At 43.3% G+C, this 16976-nt stretch carries 18 protein-coding genes and 1 rRNA gene; all 19 read right to left on the bottom strand.

What is annotated here, in order from left to right; translation table 11 throughout:
* A 16S ribosomal RNA gene (locus I2503_RS04675) occupies nt 1-87 on the bottom strand; the annotation flags it as partial.
* Nucleotides 88-449: 362 nt separating this feature from the next.
* A complete protein-coding gene (locus I2503_RS04670; RefSeq protein ID WP_196967194.1) occupies nt 450-1139 on the bottom strand; it encodes a methionine ABC transporter permease in 690 nt (229 codons plus the stop codon).
* Between the two features lies 1 nt (nt 1140).
* Nucleotides 1141-2205, bottom strand: coding sequence for a methionine ABC transporter ATP-binding protein (locus tag I2503_RS04665; RefSeq protein WP_196967193.1), 1065 nt, complete (start codon nt 2203-2205; stop codon nt 1141-1143).
* 368 nt (nt 2206-2573) lie between these two features.
* Nucleotides 2574-3428, bottom strand: coding sequence for a MetQ/NlpA family ABC transporter substrate-binding protein (locus I2503_RS04660; protein WP_196091600.1), 855 nt, complete (start codon nt 3426-3428; stop codon nt 2574-2576).
* 165 nt (nt 3429-3593) lie between these two features.
* Nucleotides 3594-4448 (bottom strand): MetQ/NlpA family ABC transporter substrate-binding protein, encoded by an 855-nt coding sequence (locus I2503_RS04655; protein ID WP_196091601.1) that lies wholly within the window; start codon nt 4446-4448, stop codon nt 3594-3596.
* Between the two features lie 182 nt (nt 4449-4630).
* Nucleotides 4631-5452 (bottom strand): amino acid ABC transporter substrate-binding protein, encoded by an 822-nt coding sequence (locus tag I2503_RS04650; RefSeq protein WP_196091628.1) that lies wholly within the window; start codon nt 5450-5452, stop codon nt 4631-4633.
* 123 nt (nt 5453-5575) lie between these two features.
* The gene (locus I2503_RS04645; RefSeq protein ID WP_196091602.1) at nt 5576-6292 is read right to left on the bottom strand and encodes a YebC/PmpR family DNA-binding transcriptional regulator; all 717 of its coding nucleotides are present in this window, start codon (nt 6290-6292) and stop codon (nt 5576-5578) included.
* 70 nt (nt 6293-6362) lie between these two features.
* Nucleotides 6363-7460: a nucleotidyltransferase gene (locus I2503_RS04640; protein WP_196967192.1), complete on the bottom strand. Its 1098-nt coding sequence runs from the start codon at nt 7458-7460 to the stop codon at nt 6363-6365.
* Nucleotides 7457-8194 (bottom strand): class I SAM-dependent methyltransferase, encoded by a 738-nt coding sequence (locus tag I2503_RS04635; RefSeq protein ID WP_196967191.1) that lies wholly within the window; start codon nt 8192-8194, stop codon nt 7457-7459. Before I2503_RS04635 ends, I2503_RS04640 begins: the two co-directional genes overlap by 4 nt.
* Before the next feature lie 70 nt (nt 8195-8264).
* Nucleotides 8265-8618 carry a ribosome silencing factor gene (gene rsfS, locus I2503_RS04630; protein ID WP_196967190.1) on the bottom strand — a complete coding sequence of 118 codons (354 nt, stop codon included), beginning with the start codon at nt 8616-8618 and terminating at the stop codon, nt 8265-8267.
* Nucleotides 8619-8621: 3 nt separating this feature from the next.
* Complete coding sequence (yqeK, locus tag I2503_RS04625) at nt 8622-9212, bottom strand: bis(5'-nucleosyl)-tetraphosphatase (symmetrical) YqeK (RefSeq protein WP_196967189.1); 591 nt, start codon at nt 9210-9212, stop codon at nt 8622-8624.
* Complete coding sequence (locus I2503_RS04620; RefSeq protein WP_196091607.1) at nt 9209-9841, bottom strand: nicotinate-nucleotide adenylyltransferase; 633 nt, start codon at nt 9839-9841, stop codon at nt 9209-9211. Before I2503_RS04620 ends, yqeK begins: the two co-directional genes overlap by 4 nt.
* Before the next feature lie 12 nt (nt 9842-9853).
* Entirely contained in the window at nt 9854-10165 is a 312-nt protein-coding gene (yhbY, locus tag I2503_RS04615; RefSeq protein WP_196967188.1) for a ribosome assembly RNA-binding protein YhbY, read from the bottom strand.
* A gap of 355 nt (nt 10166-10520) precedes the next feature.
* A complete protein-coding gene (gene yqeH / locus I2503_RS04610) occupies nt 10521-11630 on the bottom strand; it encodes a ribosome biogenesis GTPase YqeH (RefSeq protein WP_196967187.1) in 1110 nt (369 codons plus the stop codon).
* Nucleotides 11631-12158: a YqeG family HAD IIIA-type phosphatase gene (locus tag I2503_RS04605; RefSeq protein WP_196091610.1), complete on the bottom strand. Its 528-nt coding sequence runs from the start codon at nt 12156-12158 to the stop codon at nt 11631-11633.
* 33 nt (nt 12159-12191) lie between these two features.
* Nucleotides 12192-13571, bottom strand: a complete 1380-nt coding sequence (locus I2503_RS04600) for an MATE family efflux transporter (protein WP_196967186.1) — start codon at nt 13569-13571, stop codon at nt 12192-12194.
* 79 nt (nt 13572-13650) lie between these two features.
* Complete coding sequence (gene gatB / locus I2503_RS04595) at nt 13651-15093, bottom strand: Asp-tRNA(Asn)/Glu-tRNA(Gln) amidotransferase subunit GatB (protein WP_196967185.1); 1443 nt, start codon at nt 15091-15093, stop codon at nt 13651-13653.
* A complete protein-coding gene (gene gatA, locus I2503_RS04590) occupies nt 15090-16559 on the bottom strand; it encodes an Asp-tRNA(Asn)/Glu-tRNA(Gln) amidotransferase subunit GatA (protein ID WP_196967184.1) in 1470 nt (489 codons plus the stop codon). Before gatA ends, gatB begins: the two co-directional genes overlap by 4 nt.
* Entirely contained in the window at nt 16559-16861 is a 303-nt protein-coding gene (gene gatC / locus I2503_RS04585) for an Asp-tRNA(Asn)/Glu-tRNA(Gln) amidotransferase subunit GatC (RefSeq protein WP_196091614.1), read from the bottom strand. Before gatC ends, gatA begins: the two co-directional genes overlap by 1 nt.
* Nucleotides 16862-16976: the final 115 nt, after the last annotated feature.

Here is a 16976-nt window from a genome sequence, read left to right as displayed (position 1 = left end):
GTGCAAGCACTTCCTTCAGCGTTCTACTTGCATGTATTAGGCACGCCGCCAGCGTTCATCCTGAGCCAGGATCAAACTCTCATCAAAAGTTTGAGTCTTTACTCATTTTTCTGTCGCTGACAGATTTATTGTTTTATTATTGACAGGTAGTATTCCTACTACCCACACATTGGTATTCGTCTTGTTCAGTTTTCAAAGGTCATATCTCTCACGAAACAACTTAATCAGTTTATCAAAACCTCAATGGCTTGTCAACACTTTTGTTTAACTTTTTTGAAGTTTTTTTGTTTTCGTTCGTTTGAGCCGAACTATTCTACTGATTGCGTCCCGTTTAAGGAACTCTCCCGTCAGGACTTTATTAGTATACAACATGATGTTGGTCTTTGCAAGAGATATTTTGAAATTATTTAAAAAAAATTCTCAGAGGAGTAAAAACCTCTGAGATCTTTTTACTTGTGGCTGACTTTTTTAGTGATAAAATCCCCTACAAATTGAATGGTGAAAATTAGAATAATAATCAAGACTGTTGCCAGGATCGTTACGTCATGATTGTAGCGATTGTAGCCATAGGCAATGGCCACATTACCCAGACCCCCTGCTCCAACAGCTCCAGCCATAGCAGTTTCACCAACCAAGGAAATCAAGGTTACCGTTGTGACCCGGATAAGATCGGGCAGCCCTTCGCTCAGATAGACACCGATGATGTCTTTAGTCGTTGCTCCGCTGGCTTGGGCTGCTTCAATAACTCCAGAATCCAATTCAGCCAAAACAACTTGTACTTGACGAGCAAAGAAAGCATAGACAGCAAAAGATAGCGGCACAAGAGCAGCGTTGGGCCCAATACTGGTTCCAACAAGGATTTGAGCCAACGGAGAAAGAACCGCAAGCAGGATAATAAACGGAATGGCCCTAAAAATGGAGGTTACCTTATCCAAAGTCCAGTAAACCCACTTATTCTCAAGAACACCACCTGGAGCAGTCAGTACAAGCAATAGACCCGTAACAAGGCCCAAAAATCCACCAATCAGGAAGGCATAAAAGGTCATGTAGAGGGTTAAATAAATGGCCGTCCCCCAGCCAGCTTGTCCAGACCAGCCCATTTTATAAACATTTGGTAAGTAAGTTTCAATAAAATTCATCTTAACGTCCTTCCTTCAGAATTTTAACGCCAACTCCAGATTCCTTTAGTCCTCCGTGTGCCTTCACCAAATTCTCCGCGGAACCAGAGAGAATCACAATCAACTCACCGACCGGAGTATGGTCTAAGATTTCAATATTTCCAAATAAAATATTGGCTGCAACCTCATAATGCTTGGAGAGGTCATGAATAATGGCTTGGTCAGTCACACTACCGGAAAATTTCAAGTGTACCAATTCTTGCCCAGCCGGCAAATGCAGAACACTTTCCTGTTGATATATTTTCCTTAAGGCGTCATCAATCCCAGTCGCTGTCTCCATGAAATCCTTAGTCAAGTCATTCTTAGGATTACTGAAAATATCCAGCACACTACCTTCTTCAATCAGGCGTCCATCTTGCATAACGGCTACACGATTTGCAATGTCTTTTACAATCTGCATTTCATGCGTAATCAGAATGATGGTTAATCCCAGACGTTCATTCAATTCCTGAAGTAGTTTCAAAATCTGTTTAGTCGTCTTGGGATCCAAAGCTGAGGTTGACTCATCTGAAATCAAGATTTTCGGGTCATTCGCCAAAGCACGCGCAATCGCCACCCGTTGTTTTTGCCCGCCCGACAACTGTGAGGGGTAGTTTTCAGCTCGATCAGCCAAGCCCACTAACTCCAGTAGTTCCTGAACCTTCTTCGCTCTCTCTTCCTTGCTTAAACCGGAATGTTTAAGAGCAAAGTCCACATTTTCAGCGGCCGTCTTTTGGCTCATCAAATTGAAATGTTGAAAGATCATTCCAATTTCCCGCCGTTTTTCCCGAAGAGTTTGGGCACTCAATTGCGCGTTTCCTTGGTCAAAAAACACTTCATGATCAACGACCAACCGCCCTTCTGTTGGAACTTGCAGAAGATTGACAACCCGCACCAAGGTAGATTTCCCTGCTCCAGAGTAGCCTACGATTCCATAGATATCTCCCTGTTGAATCGACAAACTAACATCATCAACAGCAGTAATGACTTTATTTTTCTGGGCAAAGCGAACCCCAATATTTTCAAGTTTAATAATAGCTTCTGACATGACATACTCCTATTTCATACTAAACCAACTTCAAAATCGAAATACTCGAATCTTTCAAAAAATGACTAGAAAAGCCGAGGACGATTATTCATCAATGAGGCTTAATAAGGTCAGATTTTGAAATCTATACTCGAAACAGTTCGAAATCTGAAACGAATTTTAATCCAGGAATTGGATTAAAATTTATAGACAATGAAGCAAGCATCGCTTGCCATCAATCCGATGAAGGCAGAACTAAGGTTCGGCGAAGAGGATTAACACATTCAGATTTTGAAATGTAATGAGTATTAGTGAGTATTGGTAGCAAAGAAAAGAGTAGGCTCTCTTCCAAACCCACTCCCCTTGCTTGGTTTGCATACAGTATCGACTTACCAAACTGGTTGGTCCAAACCTTCTGAGGTTTCTTCGATGACTTTCTTCACATCATCAGTGTGGTAGGCTTTGATCAATTTCTTCAAAGCATCTGCTTTATCAGATTTTTCCCAATCACTCTTAGCAGCAAGAACATTGTACCATTGTTTTGAGTTTTCATCCGCAACTTCGACAAAAAGGGCATTTTTGAAGTCAAGTCCCGCTTCAGATACAAAGGTATTATTAACGACCGCTGCATCTGCTGAGTCTAGAGAACGAGCTGTTTGACTAGCGTCCAATTCTTTGATGTCCAATTTCTTAGGATTTTCTTTTACGTTAGCAATGGTTGCCAATTCTTTCCCAGAAACATCCAAATTGATCAAGCCTGCGGATTGAAGAAGATACAAAGCGCGGCTCTCATTTGTGGCATCATTTGGAACTGTGATAGTTGCGCCATCTGGGATTTGATCAACACTAGTATAACGGTTCTTACCATCTTTGGTACCTGAATAGAGACGGATTGGAGAAATAATAGTATCCGCAATGGCTACCAAATCTCCATTGTTTTCTTCATTCCAGTTGTCCAAGAAATTATAGTGTTGGAAGTCATTAACATCTACATCACCATTAGCAGTTGCGATGTTTGGTTGGGAGTAATCTGTAAACTCAGTGTACTCCAACTTCACGCCTTCTTTATCCAACAACTCTTCAATTTTTTCCCAACGTTTTTCTTCCGAGTCACTTTTAGCCATAAGTCCGACACGAAGCGTGTTTACATCTGAAGAAGAACCTCCTGTATTTGCACAGGCTGCAAGTGTTAATCCTGCCAAGGCTGTTAACCCTATTACTTTCAAAAGCGATTTCAATTTCATAATCAAGCTCCTTTGTTTTTTCTTGATACTAGGATAACAGACCTCCTTCTGCCTGCCTAGTATGGGATTTTTATTTACATCATAAAAAATATTTATCATGCCATCTCAAGCTTTAGCCCACAGCAATCGAAAAGGCTGAGGGCAACCCTCAACCTTCTACAGGTATTACCAAACTGGCTGATCCAAACCACCTGATGATTCTTCGATGACTTTTTTCACTTCGTCTGTGTGATAAGCGTTGATCAATTTTTTCAAAGCGTCCGCTTTTGGAGATTCTTCCCAATCTTCTTTAGCCGCTAAGAAGTTGTACCATTGTTTTGAGTTTTCATCTGGTACTTCAACAAAGATGGCCTTTTTGAAATCAATTCCTGCTTCTTGAACAAAATCATTATTAACAATGGCTGCATCTACAGAGCCTAAAGAACGAGCTGTTTGGCTAGCATCTAATTCTTTAATATTCAAGTTTTTCGGATTTTCTTTAATATTTGAGAGAGCCGCAAAGGTATCTCCAGAAACATCTAATTTCAATAAACCAGCAGATTGAAGAAGGTAGAGGGCTCGGCTTTCATTTACAGGATCGTTTGGAATTGCGATCGTTCCTCCGTCTGGAATTTGATCGACACTCGTGTAGCGTTCAGAACCATCCTTGGTACCAGAATAAAGACGAAAAGCTGTGAAGTAAGTGTCCGCGATTGGAACCAAGGATCCGTTATTTTCTTCATTCCAGTTATTCAAGAAATTATAATGCTGGAAGGCATTGACATCCACTTCCCCATTTGCGGTAGCTTTATTCGGTTGGGAGTAATCTGTAAACTCCGTATACTCCAAGGTAACCCCTTCGTCCTTCAGAAGCTCTTCGATTTTATCCCAGCGCGCTTCCTCCGTATCACTTTTAGCCATCAACCCCACCCGAATAGTGTTGGCATTCTCCTTAACATCACTTGATGGAGCACAGGCCGCTAAGGCTAAAGCAGCCAAGGTCGTCAATCCTACAATTTTCAATACCGATTTCAATGTCATAAGCAAGCTCCTTTTCTTTTTCTTGATAGTAGAATAACAGAAGCTGACTCCCTAGCCTAGTATTGTTTTTTTATGTTTTCAATAAAAATATTTTATGATGCAAAAATAAAGTAGGGTTACACCCCCTAACCAAAGTAGCAGCAGCAAAAAAGTAGCTCCCCTAGGGAACTACTTTAATAAGATTATTTCAACTCTTCAGCTGTTGGAGCATAGTCTCCGCCAAAGAATTCTTTAGAAAGCTTGTCAAGAGTACCATCTGCTTGAAGCTCTTTGATACGTCCATCCACGAACTCTTTCAACTCATCTTGGCCTTTAGCAAAGATTGGGTAAACAAATGGCTGAGCTGTCTCTGGCAATTCAATAATCTTCAAATTGTTCAAACCTTGGTTCTTGATAATGGTTTCAACAGAGATACGATCAAAAATCTTGTAGTCTGCTTGGCCATCATTCAAACGAGTCATGATTTGTTGGAAGTCTGCTTTTGTATAGGAAAGTTCAGTTGGATTGTCTGCGTGTTCCTTGTTCCATTCTTCCAATTGGGCAGCAGAGTTGGTTCCTTGGACAACTTCAGTTTTCTTGCCACCAAGATCATCCATTGATTTGATGCTGTCATCATCCTTTTGAACAACCAAAACATTCGGATTCTTAGCTACAGGATAAGCATAAAGGTATTTCCCTGCACGCTCCTCTGTGTAAGAAATGTTGTTAACGGCCATTTGGTAACGGTCACTATCCAAACCAGCAAAGATACTTGACCATTCTGTTTTTTCAAATTCCAGGTCATATTTGTCTGAGTCTTTGAAAATTTCTTTCACAACTTCAATCTCGTAACCTGTCAACTCCCCATTTTCATCTTCATAGTTAAATGGTTTTGGCGAAGCATTAGTGGCTACTCGTACAACTTCTTTGCCTGATGCTTCAGAAGAATCTGAGGCATTGTTGGAGCAGGCTGCAATCACGAGGGCAGACGCGGCAACAAGAGCAAGAGAAATAACTTTTTTCAGTTTCATGAAAAACCTCCTTTTAATCTATACTTAAGATAGTAACAGAAAATAAAAGAAATTTCTATTAGCTAGTATTATGAAATACAAAAAAGACCGAAAGTTTCCTTCGGCCCCTTGTCGTTATCAGAATCCATCTACATTGGTATAGACTTTTTGAACATCTTCATCCTCTTCCAAGACATCCACAAGTTTTTCAAAGACCGCTAGGTCATCACCTTCTAGGTTTACTTCAGATTGAGGAATCATTTCCAATTCTGTTACTTGGAATTCTTCAATTCCCTCTCCACGAAGAGCCTCTACAGCCTTGTACAAATCAGTTGGAGCTGTATAAACGGTGATGCTTCCTTCTTCTGCTTCCACATCATCCACATCCACATCTGCTTCCAACAATAATTCAAAGATAGCATCCGCATCATCGCCTGCAAAGACAATCACACCCTTGTTATCAAACATGTAAGACACAGAACCACTAGCTCCCATGTTTCCACCGTTTTTACCAAAGGCTGCACGTATATTCGCCGCAGTGCGGTTCACATTAGAAGTAAGGGTATCCACAATCAACATGGAACCATTTGGACCAAATCCTTCATAACGACCTTCTGTAAAGGTTTCGTCTGTATTTCCCTTAGCCTTATCAATCGCCTTATCAATAACGTGTTTTGGAACCTGTGCTTGCTTAGCCCGATCCACAACGAACTTAAGAGCCGCATTCAACTCAGGATCTGGCTCCCCTTTTTTGGCTGCTACATAGATTTCAACTCCAAATTTCGCATAGATTTTAGAGTTAGCACCATCTTTTGCTGTCTTTTTCGCCACAATATTGGCCCATTTACGTCCCATTTTCTTCTCCTTTAATTACTTGCATTCACGCGTTATTATATCACTTTCCAAAAGCTGACGCAAAAAAGATTCAATCTCCACCCCATTGGATCGGAATCCGTCCAAAATTTTGCTCGCCAATGCCCTCTTGACCAAGACCATAAATCTTATCTGCCTTCTGGGTCAGAGCATCCCAAGGCTCAGCTCCAATCCGGGTCACCAATTTTACCTTCTTCTTCAAAAGCGCTAGGTGTTGACGCCCACGTTCGGAAAACCCTAGTACATGCAAGGATTCTGGCAAAGGGGCCTCCTGGGCCCCCACCAAGATGTAGGTCAGAACTCTCCGGACCCGTGCCTTGGTAAAACGCTTGGTAGCGACCATCCCAACCAGCTCCTCTACGGAGTTTACTCGGTTAATCGCCTGCAACAAGCGTTGGGCCAGCTCCGCATTCACTTGGTAAATCTCCTCCAGATTGGGATGACTGAGAATCTGGTAGCGCAACAAAGACCAATACAAAGACCAATCTTGCTGAGGGGCTTGGGCTAAAAGACTGGCTACTGGACTATGCCGCTCTATAAACTCCCAATCGCCCCGATGATGCCGCAGGGCCGTTGCGGAGGCATAAGCTTGATCCTTTTCCAAAGAATGAAAACCGGATCCCTGCCGCTGGACCGCCTTTAAGCTAAGGGCAGTTCCAGCAGCAGCCTTGGTATAGGCCAAGCCTAAAATGTGGTTGGGGCTTTGACCGCTAAAGGTCAGCCCCACAAACGTTTCCCAGGCCGCTTGACTCTTCTGGGGATAAGACAAGGAAGCTGGAAGTTGGTCCATATAGTCCCTCATCTCATCAGCCTTAGTTCGGTAAGTCTCTAGCAGCTGATTGTAATCCCGAACTTCTTCACTTCCAAAAACAAGCTCCTCCACCCCAGCCTTGACTAGAAGATCAACCGCTCCAGTCGCAAAAAAATCGGCTGCCTGAACGCTGACTAAAAAGGGAAGTTCCAAAACCAGATCTGCCCCCTGAGACAAGGCCATCTGAGCCCTAATCCATTTATCCACAAAAGCCGGCTCTCCTCGCTGAACAAAATTACCTGACATGGCCACAATCTTAAGCCCCTCCATCTGGTCCAACAGGTAACGATGGCCATTATGAAAGGGGTTAAACTCGGCAACAACTCCGCTTATTTTCATGGTTTCTCCGCCACGAAGAACCAACGCAGACTTTTTTCATCTGGAGCTTGGTTGGTGAAATCCGCAAAGACTTGAATATTGGTAAAGCCAGCTTGTTCCAGCAAAATCTCATAAGTCAAGCGTTCATAAGTCCTTTCTTCATGCACTTCGTCCTTGCGGACAAAACGTCCATCTTCTTCTTGCAAAAAGAAGGTTAATTCATGAACAATAGAATACGGCGGCTCATCCGGATAAGAATCCCAAACAAAAGCAAAATCTTCCGCATTTTCATGATAGCTGTAACCTGGATAGACCTCTTCCATTTGGTAAATGGAATGGACGTCAAAGAGAAAGCGGCCGCCAGATTTAAGGACTTGGAAAACTTGCTGGAAAGCATCCCCAACTTCAACTTCATCTTCTAAATAACAGATTGAATCCGAGTAGCAAGTCACGGCATCTACCGCTTCCATGGCCGGTAAGGCAAGCATATTTCCTTGAAGAAACTCTAGCTCCCGCCCTGCTTCCTTGGCCCGTTTCTGGGCAAGTTTCACCATCTCTGGGCTCAAATCCAAGCCCTTGACCCGGTAGCCAGCCCGATCCAACTTAAGGGATAGAATCCCAGTTCCACAAGCTAATTCCAAGATGTCTTTTGTATCTGGGGCAAGATGCTCTTGCGTAAAAGCTAGCCACTGATCATAAAGTTGCTCATCCATAATGGAATCATAAACACGCGCAAATGTTTCATAAGTAGTCATCAGATACCTCTATATTCGAAAAAGAGGACAACCTGTTTTTTCCAAACACTGCCCTCCCTCTTTCACTTTTTTAATCTATATAGCTAGAAATGTCGACCATTTCAGCCTCATGCCACAATTTTTCTAAATTGTAATCATTGCGAACTTCCTCTGAAAAGACATGGAAAACCACAGCTCCCAAATCCAAAAGAACCCAGCCACTGGCTACGTTGCCCTCAAGAGGACCGACTTCTAGACCCGTTTCTTGGGCTTTTTCACGGACATTATCTGCAATTGCTTCTAATTGGCGGCTGTTCATGGAGCTAGCAACCACAAAATAATCTGTCACACTCGTCACCCCTTGAACATCTAAGGCAACAAGATCCTCCGCCCGTTTTTCATCTGCAGCTTTCACAACAAGTTCTAATAATTGTTTTTCTTCCATTCTTTACCTCTCTAAAAAGTGTCTGTATGCATTGTAAGTTTCTAAGGTTTGAGGATAAATAGGAATTCTTTTTTTAGCTAAAAAAGAAAGAGTCTCGGCTGTTTCATAAGCCACTCCCCCTTCCAGAGAAGAAAAAGCGATCCGCCTTGCTTCCTCAACACCAGGAAAATTCCGACCCTCTTCGATATAGTCCGCCACATAGAGAATCATATCCAAGGGCGACATCTCTGCTTTACCGATGGTATGAACACGAATGGCTTCTAGAATCTCTGGATTCTCCAGACCAAGTTCCTCTTGTATGGCATAAATCCCAAGATAGCCATGCCACAGATTATTTCCCCACTGCAGCAAATCTGGATCTAAATTCCGTTCTTGAATCAGCTGCTGAAAATAGCTGTCCGGCTTTTCCTTGGCGTAATCATGTAGCAACCCAGCCAAACCAGCCTTGATAGGATCCTGACCATAAGCTTCTGCCAATTGAATGGCAGCTTTTTCGACATTCAAGACATGCTGATAACGATGAGGGCTGAGGGTTTGCTCTAAGCGTTCCAACAAATCATCTCTGTCAAAGGGGAGATAGGCAGCATAGTTCATTTATACAAGCCCTCACGTTTGATGTAGTTCCAAACCAGCTCCGGTAGCAGAAAGTTCGGCTCACGGCCTGCTGCGATAAAATCACGAACCATGCTGGAGGAAATATCCATTAGTGGGACATCAACCCAGATAACCGGATAGGAGGTTCCCGCCTTGTATTTGGGACGTTGGACACCAACAAACTGTACCAATTCCAAGAGCTCATCAATACGATGCCATTTAGGAAGGTATTCCACCATATCCGCTCCGATAATAAAGTAATAATCCGTGTCTGGATTCGCTTCCGTTAGGATTTTCATACTGTCATAGGTGTAGCTAATCCCCTTACGTTCCAATTCCAAACGTTCAATCCCTAAACCTTCTTTTCCATTCAAGGCTAATTCCAACATCATTAAACGGTGGTGCTGGTCAATGGTTTCTTTTTTATCCTTATGAGGGGGAATAAACTCTGGCATGAGTAAGACCTGGTCCAAACTCAACTGCTGCCGCACCTGATCCGCTACTAAAAGGTGGGCGTTATGGACGGGATTGAAATTCCCTCCCAAAATCCCGACTTGTTTGCGTTTCTTTTCTGGTAAATCCGGTTGCAAAGCAACCTTGGTGAAAGGTGTGACTAGTTCAAGTGCCATCGTTTCTCCTTTTTAAACCTCACGAACTTTAATGGACAGTTTACGGTTTTCTTTTTTAGCAGAAGGTTTGAAGAGAATGAGAATACGACCAATTTTTTGGACGGTATCCAACCCGATTTCTTCTTCCAGAGTTTCTGCAACGTCATGAATATTTTCATCTGTATTTTGCAACAGAGTGACCTTAATCAATTCACGCGCATCCAAGGCATTACGGATGCTAGTCTTGATTTCATCATTCAAACCATTTTTTCCAATTTGGATAATAGGCTTCATATGATGTGCTTCAGCCTTCAAAAAGGCTCTTTGTTTGCTTGTTAGTGACATAATTCTCCTTAATACTCTTCAAATTTCAAAGTCTAGCTTCGTCAGTTTCCTAGTTATTTCTTTGATATACTCTTTTAGTTTATCTTTTATTACTGTGTTAGCTCGTCTTGCCGTACTTTAGTTCTACCTGCGACTCGCTGCCTTGTACTAAAAGCAAACTAAAAGACTATACACATTGAATTTCAAAATCTGACTTTGTCAAGCCTCTTTGATGAACTTTTTGATTACGTGCCCTGTACGCTTTATCGATAATATTCAACAGGTCTCTCAGACCTGTTGAACAATCTTCATCGGCTTTTCTAGACAACTCTTTGAAAGATTCGAGTATTTAAATTTTAAAAAAATCAAATATGGGTTAAATAATAGCTGGGCGTACCAAAACGGCAACTCCTTCAGGTGCCCAGGCAACTAGACGAGCTGCTTGTGGGATGCGGACCCATCCCAAACCTGAAAAGACCACATCGCTCTTCTCCGTAATGGTCAAATTGTGGGGTACCAGTCTTGGGAAAGTATCCACCTGTTTCTTTCTTGGTGGCTGCAATAGATCTCCGACATGTTTGTCATAAAAGGCATCTGCTCCGGCTAGTTTGGTTCGATGGATGGTCAGTTCGTTCTCAAAATAAGCTGTAAAGCCTTGGCGATCGCCAGCTTCAAAATCCAAACGGGCTAATCCACCAAAGAACAGTGTTTGTTCTGGATTGAGTTGGTAGGTTTTAGGCTTTAATTCCTTTTTCGGACTGACTAATTTCAAATCCTTACCTTCCAGATAATGGGCCATCTGGTAGCGATGGATGATTCCAGGGGTATCATAGATAAAGCGGCCATCTTCTAAAGGAATTTCAATCTTATCCAGGGTTGTCCCTGGGAAACGACTGGTTGTAATCACATCCTTATCCCCTGACAATTCCTGAATAATGGCATTGATTAGAGTGGATTTTCCTACATTGGTCACCCCTACCACATAGACATCACGGCCTTTGCGGTAACGATCGATTTTCTCGATCAAGTCTTTAATAGCTTCCTTGTTTTGTGCACTGGTTAATTGGACTTCAATCGGCCGTAGACCTTCTTCATGAGCTCGCTCGGTCAACCATCGCAATAATTTTTTATCCTTAACCGATTTTGGCAAAATGTCCTTTTTATTTCCAACAAGCAGAACATCATTGCCTGATACAAACCGTGACAAACCAGGGATAACCGATCCGTTAAAGTCAAAGATATCGATAACATTAACCACCAGAGCATCGCTATCGCCAACCTCGTGCAGGAGACGAAGAAAGTCCTCATCCGTCAACTCCACATCGCTAATTTCGTTGTAATGACGAAGGCGGAAGCAACGTTGGCAGTAAAGTTCCCCAGTTTCCAACCCTTTCTCCAAGGCTGAAGGCGGAGTGAAACCCGCTTTCTCCTTCTGCCCTGTTTGAATTTCGGCACCACAGCCGATACAAAATAATGTTTCTTGCATTTACAATCCTTTGTGAAATTTCATTGGGCCGTATTTTTCTTCCAATTTTTTAAGAACACGACGTTCCCGAGCCCGGTTAAACTTGGTATTGATGGAATCGTGTTGGACCAAAGGCTTGACCAAGATCGACCGAATCCCAGCCCGATGAGCTGCCCGAATATCGGTCATCAATTGATCTCCGACCATGACCACCTTGGACCGATCGACCCCAAGCTTGGCTAAGGCACGGTTGATGCCAAAGGCAAAGGGTTTTAAAGCCCAATAGACATAGCCAATCCCGAACTTCTCAACGGCTCGCGTAACCCGTTTCTTGGTATTATTGGAAACCACCATAATCCGAATACCCGCATCCTGTACTTGATGCAACCAGTTCTTCATCTCAGTGGTTCCATCGGGATTATTCCATGCAATCAAGGTATTATCCAAATCAACCAAAACCGCTTCAATTCCCAATTTTTTCAAATCTTCTACCGCGATATCATAGACCGCTTCAACCGTGTAATCCGGCTTATATTGCTCAATTGACACAAGCTACTCCATTTTCCACTGTACTAGTTTCCATTATACCACATCCCCATCTTTTGCTTCAAAAGGAAAGCCAAGTTGATGATAAGCTTTCCACAAGGCGTAACCCGCGACCACAAAGGCAATGAAATCAGCTAGAGGCATAGCGTAGGCTAGTCCCGCAACCCCGAAAAAGCGCGGCATCAGCAAGAGGAGCGGTAAAATCAACCCCAGTTGCTTGAGAAGAGAAATCTTAGCTCCCATCTTAGCTTGACCGATAGCTGGAAAATAAGTAGCTGAAAAAATTTGCACCCCATTCACAAAAGAAAAGAGGAAAAAGGCCCGCATATAGGCAATCCCAAATTCAAAATAGGCATCACTCCCCGATCCAAACAAAGCTAAAAACTCATAAGGAAACCCTTCAAAAGCCAACCAGGTCCCCACACCAATGACAGACACCCAAGCAATGGCAATCCGAATGGTCTCCCGCACCCGATCCCAATTTTCCGCTCCATAGTTGAAACTCAAAATAGGCTGGGAACCTTGAACTATCCCAATAATCAGAGAAATCATAATGACATTAATTTTAGCCACGATCCCAGCCACCGCTATGGGAATCTCACTCCCATAAACCGAGGTCTCCCCATAAAAGCGAAGGGACTGGTTGGTCACAATCTGCACCAACAAGTTGGAGGATTGGAAAATAAAGGACGCCATTCCCAAAGAAGCAAAGGAAGCAACCAAAGACCTCTGCAGATGGAAATCCTCCCGCTGGAGCTGCACACTCTTAAAACGAGGAAGGTAAAACGCTAAAATCAAGGCTGAAACCAATTGCCCCAGAACCGTTGCCCAAGCAGCACCAGCCATCCCCCAACCAAAGCTAAAAATAAACAGAGGGTCTAGTAGGGTATTTACAACTGCCCCTGAAATAATCGACACCATCGAATAGGTAGAGGAACCATCCGCCCGAACCAAGGGGTTCGCCCCAATAGCAAATAACAAAAAGGGAACTCCCCAAATAGACACACTGGTATAGGTCAAGGCTAAATCATAGATACTGTCCGTTGCCCCAAAAAGAGTCAACAGTGGTCCCAGGAAAACTTGCAGGACTAGACACAAGAGGAGACCCACTACCGCAAGTATCGCAAAGGCATTCCCCATGACTTTCTTGGCTAAGGCATTGTTTCCACGCCCCAACTCCAAGTTAAAGCGGGCCGCAGCTCCTAACCCTAACATCAACCCTAATGCCAAACACAAGGTCGTTAAAGGAAAAGCCACATTGGTTGCCGCATTCCCTAAATAACCAATCCCCTGACCAATAAAAATCTGATCCACAATATTGTAGAGGGCGTTGACAACATTGGCAATCACCGCCGGGATGACCAATTGCCGTAAGAGGGACGAAATCGAAGCCCTTCCCAATTTATTCTTTTCCACATATACTCCTTCCATGAATATTTCCAAAACCAAGAGAAAGGTCGGGATACTGATTACAGTATCTCGACCTTCCAAAGTCTTAGTCTTCTAATAATTTTTGCAATTCTTCTTTGAGAAGGGCTTGGGCCACTTGTGGGTTGGCTTGTCCCTTGGTTGCCTTCATCAGGAAGCCAGTAAAGGCCTTATCTGCATTGCGCTTGCCTGACTTGAAGTCTGCCACCGCTGCAGGCTGGTCTTGGAAGACTTGGTGAATGATTGGAATCAAGACTGCTGGATCAGAAATTTGAACCAAGCCGGCTTTCTCAACATATTCACGCGCTGACCCGCCATTTTTGGCCAGATGTACAAAGACTTTTTTGGCAATCTTAGATGAAATCGTCGCATCCGCAATCAAGCCAATCATCTCCACCAAATTCTCTGGAGTCAAGGCAATTTGTTCCAAACTTTGACCATTCGCATTTAGGTATTGAGCCACTTCTCCTTGTAACCAGTTGGAGACTTGTTTCGCATCTCCACCTAGAGCCACTGCTGTTTCAAAGAAGTCCGATTGAAATTTGTTGGCTGTCAATTGACGGGCATCATAGTCACTCAAACCAAGCTCATCACGGTAACGTTGGCGACGTTCCTTAGGAAAGACTGGTAACTCTTGACGAACTGCTTCAATCCAAGCATCGTCCAACTGAACTCGTGGAAGATCTGGCTCTGGGAAATAGCGGTAATCCGCTGCACCTTCCTTGACCCGCATGAGGATGGTTTCACCAGTTGCCTCATCATAGCGGCGAGTTTCTTGTCGAATCACACCACCTGAGCGTAGAATTTCGGCCTGGCGTTTGATTTCATACTCCAACCCTTTACGCACATAGTTAAAGGAGTTGAGGTTTTTCAATTCTGTTTTGGTTCCAAAAGCTTCTTGTCCATATGGTCGAAGAGAAATATTGGCATCCACCCGCATGGACCCTTCTTCCATCTTGACATCAGAAATACCAGTATACTGGATGATTTCTTTTAGAGCAGTCAAGTAAGCATAGGCTTCTTCTGGACTCCGCATATCCGCTTCCGAAACAATCTCAATCAACGGAACCCCTTGGCGATTCAAGTCTACATAAGAATAGCCATCCGTTCCGTGAGTATTTTTTCCCGCATCTTCTTCTAAATGCGCCCGTTCTACACGGATTTTCTTGGTGGAACCATCCTCCAATTCAATCTCAATCCAACCATTGTAGCCAATCGGTTCATCAAATTGAGAGATTTGGTAGGCTTTGGGATTATCAGGATAGAAATAATTTTTACGGTCAAAATGCATGTCCCGATGTAAATCCATATTAAGAGCTAGGGACGCCTTAATTCCAGCATCCACAACACCCTTGTTCAAGACTGGCAAAACTCCTGGAAAAGCCCAGTCAATAATATTGGTATTGGCATTTGGATCCTCACCAAAATGCGCAGGAGCTGGTGAAAAAATCTTGGAAGCTGTTTTTAATTCCACGTGGACTTCCAATCCAATTATGGTTTCAAAATTCATGACTTAACTCCTCCGAAAATCGCTGGTTTTTCTAGGTGGTAACTAGTTGCAGCTTCAAAAGCTGCAGCAGCCTGATACAAGGTTTCTTCTTGGAAATGGTTGGCAATCAACTGCAGGCCAACTGGTAGGCCATCCGCAAAGCCGGCTGGCAAGGACATTCCTGGTAGACCTGCTAAGTTTACTGGAATAGTCAAGAGATCTGCTAAATACATTGAAACGGGATCCTCAATCCGGCTTCCCAAATCAAAGGCAACCGTTGGAGAAGTTGGTCCCATAATGAGGTCATATCCTGCAAAAACTTTCTTGAAGTCCTCAATAATCAAAGTTCTCACCTGACCAGCCTTCTTGAAGTAGGCATCGTAGAAACCAGATGATAAACTGAAGTTCCCCAACATAATCCGACGCTTGACCTCGTCTCCAAAACCTTGGCTCCGTGTCTTCACATAGACGTCTTCAAGATTTTCGATATCTTCTGCTCTAAATCCATAACGAATACCGTCAAAACGTTGAAGATTGGATGCGGCTTCTGAAGAGGCAATGATGTAATAAACGGCTACACCATAGCGACTGTGGGGAAGACTCACCTCTTCCACACGCGCGCCCAGCTCTTCAAACTTCTTAGCAGCAGCCAAGATTTGTTCCTTAACCGCTGGATCAATCCCTTCACCCATATACTCTTTAGGAAGAGCGATTTTCATACCGGTCAAATCTTGACCAATCTTACTGGTGAAATCTGGAACAGCAAGAGGTGCAGACGTTGCATCCCGATGATCATGACCAGACAAAGCTCCAAGCAAGTGCGCATTTTCTCGAACGGTTGGTGCAAATGGACCAATTTGGTCCAAGGAAGATGCAAAGGCAATCAGACCAAAACGTGAAATTCGGCCATACGTCGGCTTCATCCCCACAATTCCATTAAAGGCTGCCGGTTGACGAATCGAACCTCCTGTATCAGACCCCAAGGACAAGCGGACTTGCCCTCCCGCCACAGCTGAGGCAGAACCACCAGAGGAACCTCCTGGCACCTTGTTTTGATCCCAAGCATTTTTACTTGGTTTGAAATAGGATGTCTCATTGGAACCTCCCATGGCAAATTCATCCATGTTGGTTTTCCCAATCACGATCATCTCCTTTTTATAGAGATTTTCAACACTAGTCGCATCAAAAATCGGCTTATAGTTGTAGAGCATTTTTGATGCCGCAGTCGTCAAAATTCCTTTAGTAGAGATGTTATCCTTAACTGCTACAGGAATCCCGCTTAATACATTGTCGGCATCTACACCCTTAGCATCTAAAGCACGAGCTTGTTCCAAAGCTTTCTCATCATTAATCGTGATGAAATTGCCCAGTGCTGCTTCCCGTTCTTGAATATCTGTCAAGGTTTCCTGGGTCAATTCTTCAACTGAAATCTCTTTTTTGACCAAAAGCTCGTGTAATTGGTCGATGGTTTGTTCTTGCAATCTCATTAATTGCTGCCTCCCTCTTCGAAAATGGCTGGAACTTTGATGAAGCCCTTGTCTTTTTCAGGTACATTTTCAAATAACTCTTCTCGATTCCATCCCGCTTGGGCTTGGTCTTCACGAAGAACGTTAACCTGGGTTACAACTGAGGATGTCACAGCAACCCCGTCTGTATCCAATTCATTTAACATTTCAACCATATCGACAATCTTAGTAAGATCCGTCGCAAACTTCTCTGTCTCTTCCGCAGTGAAGGCTAATTTTGATAGATTGGCCACATGAGCCACTTCTTGATGTGAAATCTTCATTCTGTCTCCTTTAAGGTTCCATGTAAATCTTCCTTATTTTACCACATTTCAGGCGTGAAAAATAGGTTGAGACAAAAATCTCAACCTTCCTATTTTAAATAGTATAATCCCGTTG

The sequence above is a fragment of the Streptococcus sp. NLN64 genome, assembly GCF_015831295.1.
Classification (GTDB): Bacteria; Bacillota; Bacilli; order Lactobacillales; family Streptococcaceae; genus Streptococcus.
The sequence above is the reverse complement of the archived record's forward strand: the minus strand, read 5'-3'. Positions and strand labels throughout refer to the sequence as shown.